This window comes from Micromonospora sp. HB375 (assembly GCF_017872985.1).
GTDB classification, from domain to species: Bacteria; Actinomycetota; Actinomycetes; order Mycobacteriales; family Micromonosporaceae; genus Micromonospora; species Micromonospora chalcea.
Genome location: NZ_JAGGJO010000001.1, coordinates 5,194,351 through 5,211,396 on the forward strand (window position 1 = coordinate 5,194,351; position 17,046 = coordinate 5,211,396).

16 protein-coding genes are annotated in these 17,046 nt (G+C 74.2%); 5 read left to right on the forward strand and 11 right to left on the reverse strand.

Features of this window, described 5'->3' with window-relative positions; genetic code table 11:
* Positions 1–2 precede the first annotated feature (2 nt).
* Positions 3–725, forward strand: coding sequence for a YoaK family protein (locus tag J3R08_RS22740; RefSeq protein WP_274479116.1), 723 nt, complete (start codon positions 3–5; stop codon positions 723–725).
* A 3-nt stretch (positions 726–728) separates the two neighbouring features.
* On the opposite strand, the gene proC is transcribed toward J3R08_RS22740, so the two are convergent.
* The 4 genes from proC to J3R08_RS22760 form a co-directional block, all read right to left on the reverse strand.
* Complete coding sequence (proC, locus tag J3R08_RS22745) at positions 729–1,547, reverse strand: pyrroline-5-carboxylate reductase (RefSeq protein WP_043331082.1); 819 nt, start codon at positions 1,545–1,547, stop codon at positions 729–731.
* A gap of 78 nt (positions 1,548–1,625) precedes the next feature.
* On the reverse strand, positions 1,626–2,654 hold the full coding sequence (locus tag J3R08_RS22750) for a 6-phosphofructokinase (protein ID WP_043331080.1): 1,029 nt from the start codon (positions 2,652–2,654) through the stop codon (positions 1,626–1,628).
* A gap of 179 nt (positions 2,655–2,833) precedes the next feature.
* Positions 2,834–3,337, reverse strand: a complete 504-nt coding sequence (locus J3R08_RS22755) for a pyridoxamine 5'-phosphate oxidase family protein (RefSeq protein WP_043329417.1) — start codon at positions 3,335–3,337, stop codon at positions 2,834–2,836.
* A gap of 58 nt (positions 3,338–3,395) precedes the next feature.
* Positions 3,396–3,899 (reverse strand): polyadenylate-specific 3'-exoribonuclease AS, encoded by a 504-nt coding sequence (locus tag J3R08_RS22760; RefSeq protein WP_043329415.1) that lies wholly within the window; start codon positions 3,897–3,899, stop codon positions 3,396–3,398.
* A 248-nt stretch (positions 3,900–4,147) separates the two neighbouring features.
* Between J3R08_RS22760 and J3R08_RS22765 the strand changes: the two genes are divergently transcribed.
* Entirely contained in the window at positions 4,148–4,840 is a 693-nt protein-coding gene (locus J3R08_RS22765; protein WP_013287664.1) for a Crp/Fnr family transcriptional regulator, read from the forward strand.
* 62 nt (positions 4,841–4,902) lie between these two features.
* Here J3R08_RS22765 and J3R08_RS22770 read toward each other — a convergent pair whose 3' ends face one another.
* On the reverse strand, positions 4,903–5,145 hold the full coding sequence (locus J3R08_RS22770) for a hypothetical protein (protein ID WP_043329413.1): 243 nt from the start codon (positions 5,143–5,145) through the stop codon (positions 4,903–4,905).
* A 59-nt stretch (positions 5,146–5,204) separates the two neighbouring features.
* On the opposite strand from J3R08_RS22770, the gene J3R08_RS22775 reads away from it, so the two are divergent.
* The gene (locus J3R08_RS22775; RefSeq protein ID WP_280841879.1) at positions 5,205–8,753 is read left to right on the forward strand and encodes an AAA family ATPase; all 3,549 of its coding nucleotides are present in this window, start codon (positions 5,205–5,207) and stop codon (positions 8,751–8,753) included.
* A 3-nt stretch (positions 8,754–8,756) separates the two neighbouring features.
* On the opposite strand, the gene J3R08_RS22780 is transcribed toward J3R08_RS22775, so the two are convergent.
* Positions 8,757–9,452 (reverse strand): 1-acyl-sn-glycerol-3-phosphate acyltransferase, encoded by a 696-nt coding sequence (locus tag J3R08_RS22780; RefSeq protein ID WP_043329411.1) that lies wholly within the window; start codon positions 9,450–9,452, stop codon positions 8,757–8,759.
* Positions 9,453–9,638: 186 nt separating this feature from the next.
* Between J3R08_RS22780 and J3R08_RS22785 the strand changes: the two genes are divergently transcribed.
* Together J3R08_RS22785 and J3R08_RS22790 are read left to right on the forward strand one after the other, a co-directional pair.
* The gene (locus J3R08_RS22785) at positions 9,639–10,478 is read left to right on the forward strand and encodes a DUF308 domain-containing protein (RefSeq protein WP_043329408.1); all 840 of its coding nucleotides are present in this window, start codon (positions 9,639–9,641) and stop codon (positions 10,476–10,478) included.
* A gap of 172 nt (positions 10,479–10,650) precedes the next feature.
* Positions 10,651–12,069, forward strand: a complete 1,419-nt coding sequence (locus J3R08_RS22790; protein WP_043329406.1) for a trehalose-6-phosphate synthase — start codon at positions 10,651–10,653, stop codon at positions 12,067–12,069.
* Positions 12,070–12,085: 16 nt separating this feature from the next.
* On the opposite strand, the gene J3R08_RS22795 is transcribed toward J3R08_RS22790, so the two are convergent.
* The 5 genes from J3R08_RS22795 to J3R08_RS22815 all read right to left on the reverse strand — a co-directional run bounded on the left by J3R08_RS22795 (position 12,086) and on the right by J3R08_RS22815 (position 17,009).
* Positions 12,086–12,910 carry an alpha/beta hydrolase gene (locus J3R08_RS22795; RefSeq protein WP_069089002.1) on the reverse strand — a complete coding sequence of 275 codons (825 nt, stop codon included), beginning with the start codon at positions 12,908–12,910 and terminating at the stop codon, positions 12,086–12,088.
* Positions 12,907–14,313, reverse strand: coding sequence for an NAD(P)/FAD-dependent oxidoreductase (locus tag J3R08_RS22800; protein ID WP_209962707.1), 1,407 nt, complete (start codon positions 14,311–14,313; stop codon positions 12,907–12,909). The genes J3R08_RS22795 and J3R08_RS22800 overlap by 4 nt, the downstream gene beginning before the upstream one ends.
* Positions 14,314–14,652: 339 nt before the next feature.
* On the reverse strand, positions 14,653–15,351 hold the full coding sequence (locus J3R08_RS22805) for an endonuclease/exonuclease/phosphatase family protein (RefSeq protein ID WP_064445187.1): 699 nt from the start codon (positions 15,349–15,351) through the stop codon (positions 14,653–14,655).
* Between the two features lies 1 nt (position 15,352).
* Positions 15,353–16,300, reverse strand: coding sequence for an ROK family glucokinase (locus J3R08_RS22810; RefSeq protein WP_030500161.1), 948 nt, complete (start codon positions 16,298–16,300; stop codon positions 15,353–15,355).
* A gap of 73 nt (positions 16,301–16,373) precedes the next feature.
* Positions 16,374–17,009: a hypothetical protein gene (locus J3R08_RS22815; RefSeq protein ID WP_043329396.1), complete on the reverse strand. Its 636-nt coding sequence runs from the start codon at positions 17,007–17,009 to the stop codon at positions 16,374–16,376.
* Positions 17,010–17,046 lie beyond the last annotated feature (37 nt).

The window sequence follows — 17,046 nt, forward strand, 5'->3', positions numbered from 1 at the left end:
GGGTGAACCGGTCGGCGCCGTACGACCCCGCGGACTCCTACCGCGAGTTCCGGCGCCCGCTCGCGGCGCTGGTGCTCGCCGTCGTCACCGCCGGCGCGCTGGACTCCTTCGCGTTCCTGCGATACGGCGCGTTCGTCGCCAACCAGTCCGGAAACGCCATCTTCCTCGGCATGGGGCCCACCGGCGGGCACTCCACGTGGCCGGTCTCGGCGGCGTCGATCGTCGCGTTCGCCACCGCCGCCGGGCTGGTCAGCCTGCTCCGCGGCCGCACCGGGCCGACGTCGGCGCCGCTGGTGGACATCGCGGTCACCGAGGCCGCCATGATCGTCTGGGCGGCGCTCAACCTGGCGCTCGCGTACGGCCGGGACGGCACGGCGTCCCGGGTTCTGCTCGCCGCCGCCGGCGCGGCCGCCATGGGCAGCCTGACCACGCTGGCGAGCCGTACCGCGGGGATCGCCACGCCGATCACCTACCAGTCGGGCACCACGACCAAGACCGGTGAGCGGGCCGCCCGCTGGCTGCTCGGCCCCGCCGCCGGCCGGGCCCGGGCCCGGCGGGGCACCCTGCTCGGGCTGCTCGCCCTGGTCAGTTACAGCGTCGGTGGCGCGGTCGGCACGCTCGCCCAGCACCGGCCCCGCTGGGTGCCACTGTGGGGGACGCTCGCCCTGGCCGTGCTGATCCTGCTGCTCCGGCGGCATCCGCGGCCGGCGTCGCGTCGCGGCTGAGCGTCAGTCCGCCTGGGCGGCGAGTTCCCGGGCCCGGTCCCGGGCCGCCTCCAGCGCCGCCAGCATGGCCGCGCGTACGCCGTGGTTCTCCAGCTCGCGGACCGCGGAGATGGTGGTGCCGGCCGGCGAGGTGACCGCCTCGCGCAGCTTCACCGGGTGCTCGCCGGAGTCGCGCAGCATCACCGCCGAACCGATCGCGGTCTGCACGATCAGCTCGTGCGCCACCTGGCGCGGCAGGCCGAGCAGGATCCCCGCGTCGATCATCGCCTCGACCAGCAGGTAGAAGTAGGCGGGGCCGGAGCCGGAGAGCGCGGTGACCGCGTCCTGCTGCGACTCGGGCACCCGCACGGTCGAGCCGAGCGGGGAGAACATCTCCTCCGCCAGGGCCAGGTGCTCGCCGGTGGCGTACGCGCCCGCCGAGATGGCGCTCATCGCCTGGTCGACGAGCGCCGGGGTGTTGGTCATCACCCGGACCACAGGGGTGCCCTCTGGCAGCCGTCGGTTGAAGAACGCCGTCGGCAGGCCGGCGCAGAGCGAGATGACCAGCTTGTCCGCCGGCACCTTCGGGCCGATCTCGTCCAGCAGCGCGGCGGCGTCCTGCGGCTTGACCGACACCGCGAGCACCTCGGCCTCGGTCACCGCGGTGAGGTTGTCCACCACACGTACGCCGTAGCGGTCGGCCAGCTCCTTCGCCCGGGCCGGGCGGCGCGCGGTGGCGAGCAGCCGCTCCACCGGCCAGCCGGAGCGCAGCAGCCCGGACAGCATCAGCTCACCGATCTTGCCGGCGCCGATCACCGCGACCGTGTGCACCTCGCGTGCCATCAGCCGTACCCCTTCCCGGGTCACGTGGGCGTGGCGTGGCGGGCCGGATCACCGGCCCGCCACGCCGTGCGCCGTCGATCAGCTGCCGAAGAAGACCTCGGCCTCGGCGTACCGCTCCAGCGGCACGGTCTTCAGCTCGCGGGTGGCGTCGGCCAGCGGGACCCGGACGATGTCAGTGCTCTGCATCGCGACCATCTTGCCCCAGTCGCCCTCGTTCGCGGCGTCGATCGCGTGGAGGCCGAGCCGGGTGGCGAGCACCCGGTCGAACGCGGTCGGCGTGCCACCACGCTGGATGTGGCCGAGCACCACGGTGCGGGCCTCCTTGCCGGTCTTGGCCTCCAGCTGCTCGGCGAGCCACTGGCCGATGCCGCCCAGGCGGACGTGGCCGAACGCGTCCAGCTCCTGGTTGTGCAGCACCATCTGGCCGTCCAGCGGCTGGGCGCCCTCGGCGACCACGACGATCGGGGCGTACTGGTGCTGGAAGCGCTTCTCGACGTAGCCGGCGACCTGCTCGACGTCGAACTGCCGCTCCGGCAGCAGGATCACGTTGGCGCCACCGGCGAGGCCGGCGTGCAGCGCGATCCAGCCGGCGTGCCGGCCCATGACCTCGACCACGAGCGTGCGGTGGTGGCTCTCCGCGGTGGTGTGCAGCCGGTCGATCGCCTCCATCGCGATGTTCACCGCGGTGTCGAAGCCGAACGTGTAGTCGGTGGCGCCCAGGTCGTTGTCGATCGTCTTCGGCACGCCGATGACGTGGACGCCCAGCTCGTGCAGCTTGGTGGCGACGCCGAGCGTGTCCTCGCCGCCGATCGCGATCAGCGCGTCCACGCCCTGGGCGGCCAGGTTCTCCTTGATCCGCTCCACGCCGTTCTCGATCTTGAACGGGTTGGTGCGGGACGAGCCGAGGATGGTGCCGCCGCGGGGCAGGATGCCGCGCACCTCGGGGATGCCCAGCGGCTTGGTCAGGCCCTCGAGCGGGCCCTTCCAGCCGTCCCGGAAGCCCACGAACTCGTGACCGTAGGTGGCGACGCCCTTGCGGACCACCGCCCGAATCACCGCGTTGAGACCTGGGCAGTCGCCGCCGCCGGTGAGCACGCCGATACGCATGATCTGCTCATCCTCCTGGAGCATCAGGTGAAGCCCGGATAAGCCCCAGGATATGTGTCAGATCAGACCATCGGCGCCGTTGCCGGCCCGGGGCGGGCCGTCAGTGCGCACTGTAGTCGCCACAGGTGTACGCCGACACCGCACCCCGGGCCGTTCCGGACGACGGACGGCCCTACCCGTCAGTAGCTGACCTCGTGGTTCTCCCCCGCCTTCGGCGGCTTGCCGGTCACCGCCGCCCTGGCGAACCCGAGCAGGTTCACCACTGTGCTGCCGGGCGAGTCCCAGTACTCCGCCGAGCCGGCGTGCACCTTGATCAACGTGATCCCCGGCGTGTCCAGACCGTCCGGGAACCACACCTTGAGCAGCGGGTTCCACAGCTCCTTCGCCCGCTCGGGGTCCCACTCCTCGGTGGCGGTGCCGGCCACCGACACCCAGGCGTGGTGGCGCTGGTCGGAGAAACCGACGTTCACCTGGGGGTTGACCCGGATCTGCCGCACCTTCGCCGAGTCGGCGTATGCGAAGAACCACAGGTCCCCGTCGAACTCCGCCTCCTGCAGCCCCATCGGGCGGCTGACCAGACGACCGTCCACGCCGGTGGTGGTGAGCAGGCAGATCCGGGCGTCCCGGATCAGCTCGGTGACCCGGCGGCGGGCGTCCGCGGCGCTTGTCGGCTCATGGCTCATGGGGCACTCCTGTCTCGGATCGGCGTAGATGCCGCTCCCGTGCCCTGGGCGGAACCGGTCAAACCTCCCGCGCCGTCATCGCCCGCCACCGTGCCAGGTTGTGCCGGGCGTCGACGAGCGCGTCGTGCCGGTCCGCCTCGGCGTCCGGCAGCCGGGGACGCCCCCGGTCGTCCCAGAGCTGACGCAGCTCCTTGGTGAACCGGGGGATCTCCCGGGGCAGCGCCGGCATCGCGCCCCAGAGCTGGGCCAGCACGACGTGGTCGTACGCGGCGTACCAGGCCCACAGCTCCAGCTGCTCGCCCGGCCGGTCCCGCACCGGCTCCAGCAGGAAGTCGTGCAGGTCGTCACGGATGCGCGCGCGCGAGCGCCAGGCCCGGTCGGCCGGCGAGGGGAGCTTGTCCAGCACGTTGCGCCGCACCCAGGGCACCGCCCGGGAGTCGTCGAACTCGGTGGAGACCGCGTAGAACTCGCGGCCGTACTCGTCGACGACGCCGATCGACACCAGGTCGACGATCCGGCCGTCCTCGATGAATTCGCAGTCGTAGAAATAGCGGTAGACCATCGCCCTCATCCTCGCCCATCACCGCCGGGGACCGCCCGCCGGGGCGTCCGCCGAGGTCGGCGGCGTGCCGGACACGGCCGGGCCATGGTCACGGAAGTGTCTCCGGGGGTGTACAGCACGCGACGGGACCGTCATGATCTGATGTGTACCGCCGTCGGGCGCCGAACCGGTTGAGCTGCCTTCGTACCGGGACTGACAGCTTCACCCGGTGTGCGAGTCGTGACTTCTGACCGGGGAGGGGTTGAGCCGTGGAGTCTCGCCTGCCGGAGCCGGGTGACGCGCTCACGGGCGTGGAGATGTTCGCCGGGCTCGAGCCGGAGGTGCGGCAGCGGGTCATCGCCGCGGCCGTACCGCGCACCTACCGCAAGGGGCAGCTGCTCTTCGTCGAGAACGACCCCGGCGAGTCGCTGATCGTCCTGCGCCGCGGCGCGGTCGCGGTGTTCCGTACCGCGCCGACCGGCGAGCGCGCGGTGCTGTCGGTGATCCGACCCCCGGACGTGCTCGGCGAGGTGTCCCTGTTGGACGCCTCCACCCGGTCCGCCTCGGCCGAGGCGATCGAGGACTGCGCCGCGCTGGCGCTGTCCCGGCCCGCCTTCATGGAGCTGGTGCACTCCAACCCGCGCATCCTGGACGCGGTGATGCGCTCGCTCGGCCAGCTGATCCGCCGGCTCACCGAGCAGAACGCCGACCACGTCTTCCTCGACCTGCCCGGCCGAGTGGCCAAGACGCTGGTCCGGCTGGCCGGCGAGAGCCAGGCCCCGATGATCACCATCGAGCTGAACCAGAGCCAGCTCGCCGAGATGGCCGGCGGCTCGCGGCAGAGCGTCAACCAGGCCATCGGCTCGTTCGCCAGCCGGGGCTGGCTGCGTACCGAAGGGCGCCGCATCGTGGTCACCGACGTGGCCGCGCTGCGCCGCCGGGCCGGCATGAACGACCGCTGAGCGACGACGACGCGGGGGCCGGCGGTCGTCCCGCCGGCCCCCGCGTCGTCGTGGTCGGACCGTCAGTCCTTGTCGCTGTCGGCCGGGGGCGCGCTCGGGCCCGGGCCGATCTTCGAGGGGTCGGTCTTCTTCGGCGGGGTCGTCGTGGTGGTCGTGGTCTCGGTCGATCCGCTACCCGCGGGCTGCTCCACCATTCCTTTTTCCTCCAGTTCGGCGAGGGTTACGGCGTCCACGTCGACCGTGTCGCCGACGGCCCACACCGTCCCCCGTGGATCGGTCCATGAGGCGGACAGCCGGACGTGCACGGCAATCTCCCTGTCGACGGGACTTCCTGCTAGGGGAGACTAGACCCGGCCGAACAGCCGTGACGTCCCGCCGACCCGTCGGGTACCCGACTGCGGCGGCCGCGCGGGACACTGGGGACCTCACGCGTACGGAGCCGGACATCGACCTCACCTGTGGACACTGCGCCCGGACCGCCGGGCCGGACGACCGTTTCTGCGGCGGGTGCGGCCGTCCGCTGGCGGCGTCCTGCCCGGGCTGCGGGCACGCCAACGACACCGGCGCGAACTTCTGCACCAACTGCGGTCAGCCGCTGCGCGACCACGCGGTGGCGGTACAGGAGGACCGCCGGCAGGTCAGCGTGCTCTTCATCGACATCGTCGACTTCACCACGTACGCCGAGCGGGCCGATCCGGAGCAGGCACGCAGCCTGCAACAGGTCTACTTCGCCACGGTGCGCCGGCTGGTGCACCAGTACGGCGGCGTGGTGGAGAAGTACATCGGCGACGCCGTCATGGCGCTGTTCGGCGCGCCGGTGGCCACCGACAACGACGCGCTGCGCTGCGTACGCGCCGGGCTGGAGCTGCAGCGCAGCCTGGCCCGCCAGCCGGCCGGGCCGCACCCGCCGCTGGGTTTCCGGGTCGGCATCGCCACCGGCGAGGCCCTCGTCGACCTGGCCGCGGCGCGCGACGGCGGCCAGGCGTTCGTCACCGGCGACGTGGTGAACACCGCCAGCCGGTTGCAGGCGCTCGCCCCGGTCGGCGGCGTGGTGGTCGACGAGAGCACGTGGGCGGCCACCCGGCGCGAGATGGAGTACGCGGACCAGCCGCCGGTGACGTTGCGCGGCCGGTCCACGGTGAGCCGGATCTGGCTGGCCGTGCGGGCACGGCCCCGGCGCGACGGGCAGACCGCCGAGCTGACCCCGATGGTCGACCGGGACCACGAGCGGGGCCTGCTGGTCAGCGCGTTGCACCGCACGCTGACCGAGCGCACCTCGCAGTTGCTCACCGTCTTCGGCCCGGCCGGGGTGGGCAAGAGCCGGCTGCTGCGCGAGCTGGCCCGGCACGCCGCCAGCCTGCCCGGCGCCCGGGTCACCTGGCTGACCGGCCAGTGCCCGCCGTTCGGCGAGAACGTCACCTACGCCGCGCTCGCCGACATCGTCCGCAGCTGGGCCGGGCTGACCGGCGCCGACGACCCGGCCACCGTCCGGGACCGGCTGCGCGAGCGGCTGGGGCGCCTCGCCGAGCCGCACGCGGTACGGCTGGCCGAGGCGCTGGGCCCGCTCGTCGGCGTCTCCGGCGAACGGCTCACCTCGGCCGAGACCGAGGCGGCGTGGCGGCGCTTCCTGCTCGCCCTGGCCGCGACCGGCCCCACGGTGCTCGTCTTCGAGGACATGCACTGGGCCGACGAGGCGATGCTGTCCTTCGTCGAGCAGCTCGGCGCGGCGGCGCGCAACGTGCCGCTGCTCGTCGTCGCGACCGCCCGGCCGGAGCTGCGCGAGCGGCACCCGGCCTGGACCGGCACGATCAGCGGGGCGATGTCCATCTCGGTGCCGCCGATGCACGACGGGGACATCGACACGCTCTACTCGCTGCTGCTCGGCCAGGCCACGCTGCCGCAGGACGCGCGGGCGCCGCTGATCGAGTTCGCCGACGGCAACCCGCTCTACGCCCAGGAGTACGCGCGGATGCTGCTCGACGGCGGGCTCGCCGAGCGGACCGCCGGGCTCGCGCTCGTCGACCCGGCCGGGGTCGCCGGGATGCCGCGTACCGTGCAGGCGGTCATCGCCAACCGGCTGGACCTGCTCGACCCGGCCGACCGCGCGGTGCTCCAGGCCGCCTCGGTGGTGGGCGTGCAGTTCTGGGCGGCGCCGGTGGCGCTGGCGCTCGGCCGCCCGACGGAGTGGGTCGAGCGCGCGCTGCACCACCTCCAGCGCCGGGACCTGGTCTACGAGCTGCCCGTCTCGACCATGCCCGGCCAGGCCGAGTACCGGTTCCGGCACGTGCTGGTCCGGGACGTCTGCTACCAGCGGCTGCCCCGCGCCGAGCGGGTCGCCCGGCACCAGCGCACCGCCGACTGGCTGGAGCAGCTCGCCGACGGCCGGCAGCACGACCGGGCCGAGGTGCTGGCCAACCACAGGTGGGCGGCGCACGAGATCGCCCGTACCGTCGGGCTGGACCAGGCCCCGCACGCCGCCGCGACCCGGTCCGCGCTGCACCGGGCCGCCCGCCGGGCGTACGAGCTGCACGCGCTGGAGACCGCTGCCACGCTCGTGGAGCGCGCGCTGAGCGTGGAGTGCGGGCCGGACCCGGCGCTGGAGCTGTTCCAGGCCGAGCTGGCGTTCTACCGGGACCGCGACGGGTTCCTCGACGGCGGCGGGACCGCGCTGCTCACCACGCTGGCCGGCCGGCTGGCCGACGCCGGTGACCGGCCCGGCGCGGCGAAGGCGTGGCGGCTGCTGGCCACGGCGGCCTTCGCCCGGGCCGACCGCTCGGAGCTGATGCGCTGCCTGGATCAGGCGATCGGGCTGCACGCCACGCTGCCGGACAGCGAGGACAAGGTGGGCGTGCTGCTGGAGCTGGCCCGGGCGCACATGCTCGACGCGGAGACCGAGCCGGCGTGCGTGGCCGCGCGCAGCGCCGCCGAGCTGGCCGAGCGGCTGGGGCTGCCCGAGGCGCGGGCGAACGCGCGCATCACGCTCGCCGTGGTCCGCTACCAGGCCGGCGCCGAGGAGGCGTACGCGGAGCTGGCCGAGGTGACCGAGGAGTGCCGGTTGGAGCGGCTGACCAGCCGCCGCCGCGCGGTGCACAACCTGGCCTGGGTGCTGCAGGAGGAGGGCGACCTGACCGGCTCGGCCCGGCTGGTCGACGAGCAGCGGTCCCTGGACCTGGCCGGCGAGCACGCGCTGACGGTGAGCTTCAGCGACCAGTGGGCCCAGTCGTACTACAGCGGGGACTGGACGGCGGCGCTGCGGATGGCCGAGGGGTCGACGCGACGCCCGACCGACGAGTGGGACCTGCACATCGTGGCCGTGTCCGGCTGGATCCGGGCGCTCGGCGACGACCCGGCCGGCCCGGGCGCCGGCGAGGACCTGGTGGACCAGGCGCTCGTCGCGGCCCGGCGCAGCGGCTTCCAGCGCGTGCTGCGCTCCACGCTGGCGCACGCCGCGCTCTGCCGCGCCGTGCAGGGCCGCCGGGACGAGGCGATGGCGCTGCTCACCGAGCTGGACGAGGACTGGCGGCAGACCAAGATGATCCCGTTCGCCGAGTGGGTGCCGGCGGTCGGTCACGTCGCCGCGCTGCTCGGCGGCGACGCCGCGGAGCTGGTGCGCGACCTGCTGGCCCACGCGCCACGGGTGACCCGCTGGGCGCGGGCGGCCGGGGGGTCGGCCGAGGCGGCGCTGGCCCGGCGGGCCGGGGACGCCGCGCGGGCGGGCCGGCTGCTCACCACCGCCGCCGAGGGGTACGCGGAGATGACCGACGTGACCGACCAGATGATCGCGTCCGCGCTGGCGGTCGGGCCGTTGACCGAGGCGGACCCGCCGGCCGCGGCGGCGACGCTGGCCCGGGTACGCGCGTTCGCCGGCCGGCACGCCGCCGGTGGGCTGCTGCGGATCGCCGGGGCGGGCTGAAGGTCAGGCCGGTACCGGCTGGCGCGCCCCGGCGCCCTTGGCCTTCTGCGCGTACGTGTCGACGTACTCGCGGCCGGACAGCTCCATCAGCTCGTACATGATCTCGTCGGTGACGGCCCGTTCGACGAACCGGTCACCGGCCATCCCGGCGTAGCGGGAGAAGTCCAGCGGCGGCCCGAACCGGATCCGCACCCGGCCCAGGTTGGGGATGATCTGGCCGGTCGGCTGGATGGCGTCGGAGTTGAGCATGGCCATCGGGACCACCGGGGCGCCGCTCTCCAACGCCAGCCGCGCCACCCCGGTCTTGCCCCGGTAGAGCCGGCCGTCCGGCGACCGGGTGCCCTCCGGGTAGATGCCGGCGATGCCGCCGGCCCGCAGCACCGACAGCTGGGTGTCGAGGGCGGCACGGGCGGCCCGGCCGCCGGAGCGGTCGACCGGGATGGTGCCGGAGCCGACGAAGAACATCTTGGTGAGCCAGCCCTTGAGGCCCCTACCCGTGAAGTATTCGGCTTTGGCGATGAATGTGACTTTTCGCTTGACGATCAACGGAGTGAAGATCGAATCCGAGAAGGAGAGGTGGTTGCTGGCGAGGATCACCGGCCCGGTGTCCGGCACGTGCTCCAGTCCCTCGACCTGCGGGCGGAAGATCAGCCTCAGCAGCGGGCCGAGGATGATGTACTTCAGCAGCCAGTACAGCACCGGCGTCCTTCCCGTGTCGGTGGCGGCGGGCGGGTCGCCGCGTGGCCCCGGAGGCGCCGTCGGCGCCCGGAGGAGTCCGGGAAGAGGGTACGAACGACGAGCGGCACGCCACAACGCACTCCCGGAACCGGGTGCCGACGTGTCACGATTCAGGGCACGGGCAGGGATCGGCGAAGGGGGTGTCCGGTGTCAGGGGGCGGGCCCCGTCGGGGACGGCGGGACAACGGGCTCGACGCGGCCGAGTACGCGGTCGCGGGCGACGTCGATCCACGCGTCGGCGAGCACCTGCTCGACGTGCTCGCCGCCGGTGGCATCGCGGCCTACCTCCAGCCCTCGGCCGACCTGAACCCGGTGACCCGCACCACCACCGTGCCGGCCCGCCCGGTCGACCGGCTCTACGTCGACAGGTCGCACCTGACCACCGCCCGGGACTACCTCACCCAGCTCGCCGACGAGGGCGGCGGCGAGCAGCCGCGCGCCGACGAGCCGGACATCGAGGCCGAGTGGGCGAAGATCGTCGCCGGGTTCCACACCGCGCCGAGCGCCGGCAGCCACCCCTGGCCCGCGGCCGAGGACGTGGACGACCCGCCCCCGCCGGGCGCCGCCGCCGGCAGCCGCCCCGAGGAGCCGGCCGGGCCGACCGCCACCGACGTGCGCCGGCTGCCGTACGCGGCCGACATCTCCGGCGTCTCGCTGAGCCGGGACCGGCACGACGAGCCCTCGCTGCTGGACGGCCTGGACACGTTCGGCGCCAACCTGCCCGACGAGGCGTCGGACGAGGAGCACTACACCCCGCCCCCGCCGCCGCCGCTGCCCCGCTTCTCCAAGTACGCGGTGCTCGGCGTGGCCTGCATCGTGCTCGGCTTCCTGCTGTTCCTGTCCCCCACCGTGGTGTCGCTGGTCGACCCGTCGGTGGTGACGCTGCTCGGCTTCTCCGGCATCCTGGCCGGTTTCGTGATGCTGATCTGGCGGCTGCGTCCCGGCGACCGGGACGACCACGACCCGGACGACGGCGCGGTCGTCTGAGGTCGCGCCGTCCGGCTCTGCCCGGATGGCGGGACGCCGCTCGCCCCTGGGCCGGGACGTAACAAGCGTGTAACTTACAGTCAGTAGGAATAGGCTGAACGTCACGTCCCGCACCGGCTGTCCGGCTTGCGTCTCTTCCGGGTCGCCGGTCCCCTGCTGAGCGGAATGCCCGATGCGACAGAGCCCCCTGGTGGTGGTGGCCAACCGCCTCCCCATCGACGACAGTGTGGCGCCCGACGGCGCCTTCGAGTGGCGCCGCAGCCCCGGCGGCCTGGTGAGCGCCCTGCACCCGCTGCTGCGGCAGACGCCCGCCACCTGGGTCGGCTGGGCCGGCGGCACCGGTCCCGCCCCCGCGCTGCCGGACGTGGACGGCGTCCGGATGCACACCGTCCCGTTGAGCGCCGAGGACTTCCGCGACCACTACGAGGGCTTCGCCAACGCCACCCTCTGGCCGCTCTACCACGACGCCGTCGAGCAGCCGGAGTACCACCGCCGGTGGTGGGAGGCGTACCAGCGGGTCAACCAGCGCTTCGCCGAGGCCGCGGCCGAGACGGCCGAGCCCGGCGGCCTGGTCTGGGTGCAGGACTACCACCTCCAGCTGGTGCCCGGCCTGCTCCGCGACCTGCGACCGGACCTGCGGATCGGCTTCTTCCTGCACGTGCCGTTCCCGCCGCCGGAGCTGTTCATGCAGTTGCCGCGCCGCGCCGAGCTGCTGCGCGGCATGCTCGGCGCCGACCTGATCGGCTTCCAGCGGGCCCAGGCCGCGCACAACTTCGCCCAGCTCGCCACCAAGGTGCTCGGCCTGCCCGCCACCGACCGGCGGATCGGCGTCGACGGCCGGGTGGTGCGCATCGGCGCCTTCCCGGTCGCCATCGACACCGCCGAGATGTCCGCGCTCGCGGCCCGCCCGGAGGTCGCCGAGCGGGCCCGCCGCCTGCGGCAGGACCTGGGCCAGCCGGAGCAGGTGATCCTCAGCGTCGACCGGATGGACTACACGAAGGGCATCGAGCAGCGGCTCAAGGCGTACCGCGAGCTGCTCGCCAGCGGCGACATCAAGGTCCGCGACACCGTGCTGGTGCAGGTGGCGGTGCCCAGCCGCGACCGGGTGGCGCAGTACCAGATCCTGCGGGACCGGGTGGAGCACCAGGTCGGGCGGATCAACGGCGAGTTCGGCCGGGTCGGCGAGCCGGCGATCCACTACCTCTCCCAGCCGTTCGACCGGGCCGAGCTGGTCGCGCTCTACCGCGTCGCGGACGTGATGGCGGTGACGCCGCTGCGCGACGGGATGAACCTGGTCGCGAAGGAGTACGTGGCGGCCCGGGTCGACGGCACCGGCGCGCTGCTGCTCAGCGAGTTCGCCGGCGCCGCCTCCGAGCTGGAGCAGGCGTACCTGGTCAACCCGCACGACCTCGACGGCCTCAAGCAGGGGCTGCTGGCCGCGCTGCGGGCCGGCCCGGAGGACGTGTCGGCGCGGATGCGCGCGATGCGCGACCATCTGGCGCGCAACGACATCCACGCCTGGGCGGCGTCCTACCTGAGCGCGCTGGAGGAGAGCGGGTCGCTCGCCGGCCGCCGCGCCGCAACCCGCTGAGCCGGCGCCCCGGCGCTCACCCCGCCGCGGACGCCGGGTCCTTGTCCAGCCAGTCCAGGATCGCGTCGATCGGCTCCCGCCAGCGGGCGTCGAGCATCAGGTCATGCCCCATGCCGGGGAAGAGCAGCGGCGCGGAGGCGTACCGCTGGGCGGCCCGGATCAGCGCGGACGCCGGCACGACCCGGTCGTCCGGGCTGCCCAGCACCAGCACCGGTGGCCGGCCCACCGCCGGCTCCGGCCCCCGGCCGGTCAGCAGCTGCCACTGCGCCCGCCGCCCGGCCCGGCCCAGCCGGGCCAGGTGCCGCCGGGCGTCGGCGTCGGGCAGCTCCCGGCTGAACAGCTGCCGCCGGTGCAGCCGCAGCCCGGCGCCGAAGACCGCCGGCAGGGTCCCGGCCGGATTTCGCCGCAACGCCGTGCCGAACGTCGCCCAGCCGCCGAGCACCGGCGCCACCAGCACCGCGGCCCGCGCCGGGTAGCGGGCCAGCGCGTGCGCCACGACCCGGGCGCCGGCGCCGTGCCCCACCAGCACCGCCTGCCGCGGCAGGCTCGCCGCCACCTGCGTCACGTCATGGGTGTACGAGCGCAGCGTCGCCTCCGGCGCCGGCTCGCTGCCGCCGTGCCCGCGCAGGCTCAGCGCGTACGCCGGGAAGCCGCGACCGGCGGCGTGCCCCAGCCAGTGCTCGGCGAACGCCCACGCGCCGTGGCCGAAGCCGGGTACGAACAGCAGCGGCGGCTTCGCCTCCTCCCGCTCGGGTACGGCGGCGAGCACCTCCCGGCGGGCGGGCCGCTCCGGCCGGGCCCACTCCCAGGACCGGACGACCCGCACACGCTCAACCGTCATTTGACACCCTCCAGCTCGTGCAGCGCCCGCTGGAGCGCACGCAGGTAGTCGGCGTGCCCGACCTCGAACCAGTGCCGGGTGCTGTCCTTGACCTTGGCCGAGTACCGCTCGCCGAGGCCCGCGCGGACCTTGCGTTCGAACGCGGCGGCCCGCTCCGGCCGGGTGGCGCGCAGCGTGAGCAGCCGGGCGAACAGCACGCTCTGCCAGTGCGAGATGGGGAAGATGCCGGAGTCCGGCTGCACCAGGCCGACCACGGCGAGCGTGGGATACCCGGCGGTGAACGCGTTGAGCCACAGCCGGGGCCGCCCGGACCCGTCCTCGTCGCCGAGCACCTGTCCCTTGAGGAACTCGAAGCGCGGCAGATAGCCGGTGGCGAAGACGACCAGCTCCGGGTCGATGCGCCGGCCGTCGGTCAGCTCGACCGCACGGTCGTCGAACCGGGCCACGTCCGGCACCGGTGTGACCTCGCCGTGCCCGACGTAGTAGACGAGCTGGCTGTTGGCGATCGGGTGCGTCTCGTAGACGCGGTGGTCGGGCTCGGGCATGCCGAACCGGGTCAGGTCGCCGACGGTCAGCCGCAGCGTCCAGTGGTAGAGCCACTGCCGTACCCGCAGTGGCACCCGCAGCGCCAGCAGCGTGTCGTTGACCTGGTCGGCGGGGCGGCCGAGGACATACTTCGGGGCGTACCAGTAGCCGCGCCGGGTGGAGTGCCAGCAGTGCGACGCCTGCTGGGCCGCCTCGACCGCGATGTCGCAGCCGGTGTTGCCGGCGCCCACCACCAGCACCCGCTTGCCGCGCAGCTGCGCCGGGTCCTTGTAGGACGAGGCGTGCATGACCTCGCCCCGGAACTGCTCCAGCCCTTCGTAGCGGGGCAGCTTCGGCGACCAGTTGTGCCCGTTGGCGAGCACCACGGCGGCGTACCGGGAGGTGCGTTCGGGGCCGTAGCCGCCGGTGCTGCGCGTGGTCACGTCCCACCGGTCCCCCTCGACCGGCTCGACCCGGACCACCTCGGTGCCGAACCAGACGTGCTGGCGCAGGTCGAAGTGGTCGGCGTACCGCTCGAAGTAGGACAGCAGCTGGCTGTGGTGCGGGTAGTCCGGCCAGTCGTCCGGCATCGGGAAGTCGGGGAACTGGGTGAACGGCCGGGACGAGATCAGGTGCGTGCTGGCGTACACCGGGCTGCGGTCGTGCCGCCAGTTCCAGGTGCCGCCGACGCCTGTCTCCCGCTCGTAGCAGTCCACGCCGAAGCCGGCCTCGCGGAGGTTCTTGACGGCGGTCAGGCCGCTGGCGCCGGCGCCGATGACGCAGACCGTGTCACCCCGGTCGGAGACCGGGCGTTCGGCACGGCTCGATGCGACCGTGGAGTCCGGATCGGGGTGGCCGGGGTCGGTGGAGGAGGACACCGCGAAATCCTGCCGAGAATGCCAGCGGTTGTCCAGCCACCGATTTCGCCGCCGCCCACCCGCTCGACTCGCTTGACACAGCGTCACCGCCGACCCGGTCACCGAGCGTGAATGGACCGGCCGCGCCGGAGGCGTACCTCGTGCGCCCTTTGCTCTGCCGCCACGGACGCGGCACCGGCGGGAGCTGGCCTGACGCCTCTCGGCCGGCCGGCCGGGAGGCGGCCGCCGATCACGACGGGTAACTGATGCGCATGTGGCGGCAGAGCAAAGGCGGCGAAGCGGTTGTCCTGCCGGCCGCCGGGTCCGTGACCGTGCGTCACGGCCGGCGGTCCGCGGCCGTCAGGCGGTGGGCAGCAGCAGGTCCACCAGGACCGGGAAGTGGTCGCTGGCGCGACGGGTCAGCGGCGTGTCCACCACGTCGTAGTCGACCACTGTGATCCGGGGGTCGACGAACAGCGCGTCGATGCGGCGGCGCGGGTCGGCGCAGGAGAACGTGTGCCGGTCGGCCCGGTCGGCGGCCAGCGCCGCGTCGGTGAGCCCCTCGGCGACCGTCCGCCAGGCCGGCCCGTCCGGGCCCTCGTTGAGGTCCGCGCCGGCCACCACGGGCAGCGTGGACGCGGCCAGCTCCCGCTTGAACGCGGCCGCCTGCGCGGGCCGCTCGGCCGGGTCGGTGGACAGGTGCGAGCCGGCCAGCAGCACGTCGACGCCGCCGACCCGGCAGCGTGCGTACGCGGCGCCGCGCATGTGCCGCCCCGGCGTCAGCGGATAGCGCTGGCAGCTGGTGTCGGTGACCCGCACCCGCAGGCTGGTCAGCAGCACGTTGCCCAGCGACGGCAGGCCGCCGGCCGCCACCACCATGCCGAACGACTCGGCGAGCGCGGCGCACTTCTGCCGCCACCGGAACCGGCGCGGTCCCTCCTGGACGATCACCACGTCCGGGTCCGCGCCCCGGACCACCTCGGCCAGCGCGGCGGTGTCGTCCCGCTGGCCGTGGACGTTGTACGACAGCACCCGCAGCGGCACACCCGAGTCCGTCATGTCAGATCCGCCGGGCCAGGTCGGCGGCGCCGATCACACCTGCGGTGTTGCCCAGCTCGGCCGGGCGCACCTCGGCGACGGGCAGGCGGCTGCGCTGGGCCAGCGCCTCGGCGAACGACCGGCGGGTCGGGCCGAGCAGCAGGTCACCGGCGTCGATCACGCCGCCGCCCACCACCAGCACCTGCGGGTCGAGGATCTGCGCCATGTCCGCGAGGCTGGTGCCGAGCCAGCGGCCGACCTGGGCGAACGCCTCGGTGGAGACCGGGTCGCCGCCCTTGGCCGCGGCGGTCACCATCGGGCCGGTGATCGACTCGGCCTCGCCGTCGGCCAGCTCCAGCAGCGCGGTGGCCCGGTGCGGCTCCTGCCGGGCGGCGGCGCGGGCGAAGCGGACCAGGGCGCTGCCGCTGGCGTACTGCTCGATGCAGCCCAGCCGGCCGCAGCCGCACTGGTGGCCGTCCGGCACGGTGAGCATGTGCCCCAGCTCCGCGGCGATGCCGTTGGCGCCGCGGACCAGGCCGCCGCCGAGCACGATGCCGCCGCCGACGCCGGTGCCGATGGTGAACATGACCATCGAGTCGTCGGCGTCGCGGGCCGCGCCGTAGCGGAACTCCGCCCAGGCGGCCACGTTCCCGTCGTTCTCCACGATCACCGGCAGGCCGGTGGCGTCCCCGACGTACGTGCGCAGCGGCTCGTCCCGCCAGGCCAGGTTCGGGGCGAACAGCACGGTGGAGCGGGAGGCGTCGATCCAGCCGGCGGCGCCGATGCCGACCGCCTCGACGGCGTGCCCGGCGGCCAGTTCGGTGACCACCTCGATGATGACGTCGCGGGTCTTGGCCACGTCGTCGGCGGGGGTGTCCCGTCGCGTCTGCACGAGTACCGTGCCGGCGTCGTCCACGACACCGCCGGCCACCTTCGTGCCACCGACGTCGACTCCGATGGTCAGCGTCACCGCTGCCACTCCCCTCTGCTGTGCTGCCCGGGGACCGGCCGAACCAGCCGTACGGTCCCGGGATGTCCGGTGGTCAGGCCCCGTCGCCTGGTGCGTCCGCGCCCACCTCTCCGGACGCCCGCGAGGCGGGCACCACGGGACGGCCGGCCGGTGGCCGGCTCGTCGCCGGCTCCGGCGGCCCGGCGGCGTCGGCGGCGGCACCCGAATCGGCCGCGCCCTCCCCCCGGGTGGCGGCGGACCACACGTCCTGCTCGGGTGCCGGCTGAGAATCATGCCCGGTACGGGTCGCCTCGCGCCACACGTGGTCCCCGGATCCGTCCGCCGCGGCGGTGCCGTCGTCGGCGGTTCGCTCCGGCTCGGCGGGGGTGAACGCGCGCAGCAGGCTCGCCACGCCGGCCGCCAGGTCCCCGGCGCCGGTGGCGAGCCGCTCGGCGAATTCCGGACTCGGGTCGCGCAACGCGGCGATACCGCGACAGACGGGGCAGACACAGCATTCCGGCGAGCCGGTGGCGAAACCGGCGGGCGCGGGCGTCTCCGGAGCGGGCCCGGCGCCGGGCGGGGTGTGACCGAGGACACCGGAGAGGATCCCACCGAGCGGACCCCAGGCGCCGGAGCCGGGCGCGGCGGCGGCCATCTTCGCGCCGGCGAGCAGGGTGGCGACGAGGCGCTCGGCCTCTTCCCGGGCCGAACCCGGATCAGTGGTGCCCATGGTTCGGCTCCTCCAGCGTGACTACCGGGACGGTCGG

What these genes read in the sequence shown, in the direction of transcription:
- proC (WP_043331082.1), bottom strand. Translation starts at nt 1,547, where the DNA reads ATGGCACGCGAGGTGCACACGGTCGCGGTGATCGGCGCCGGCAAGATC.
- J3R08_RS22790 (WP_043329406.1), top strand. Translation starts at nt 10,651, where the DNA reads ATGCGACAGAGCCCCCTGGTGGTGGTGGCCAACCGCCTCCCCATCGAC.
- J3R08_RS22760 (WP_043329415.1), bottom strand. Translation starts at nt 3,899, where the DNA reads ATGGTCTACCGCTATTTCTACGACTGCGAATTCATCGAGGACGGCCGG.
- J3R08_RS22750 (WP_043331080.1), bottom strand. Translation starts at nt 2,654, where the DNA reads ATGCGTATCGGCGTGCTCACCGGCGGCGGCGACTGCCCAGGTCTCAAC.
- J3R08_RS22815 (WP_043329396.1), bottom strand. Translation starts at nt 17,009, where the DNA reads ATGGGCACCACTGATCCGGGTTCGGCCCGGGAAGAGGCCGAGCGCCTC.
- J3R08_RS22805 (WP_064445187.1), bottom strand. Translation starts at nt 15,351, where the DNA reads ATGACGGACTCGGGTGTGCCGCTGCGGGTGCTGTCGTACAACGTCCAC.
- J3R08_RS22795 (WP_069089002.1), bottom strand. Translation starts at nt 12,910, where the DNA reads ATGACGGTTGAGCGTGTGCGGGTCGTCCGGTCCTGGGAGTGGGCCCGG.
- J3R08_RS22755 (WP_043329417.1), bottom strand. Translation starts at nt 3,337, where the DNA reads ATGAGCCATGAGCCGACAAGCGCCGCGGACGCCCGCCGCCGGGTCACC.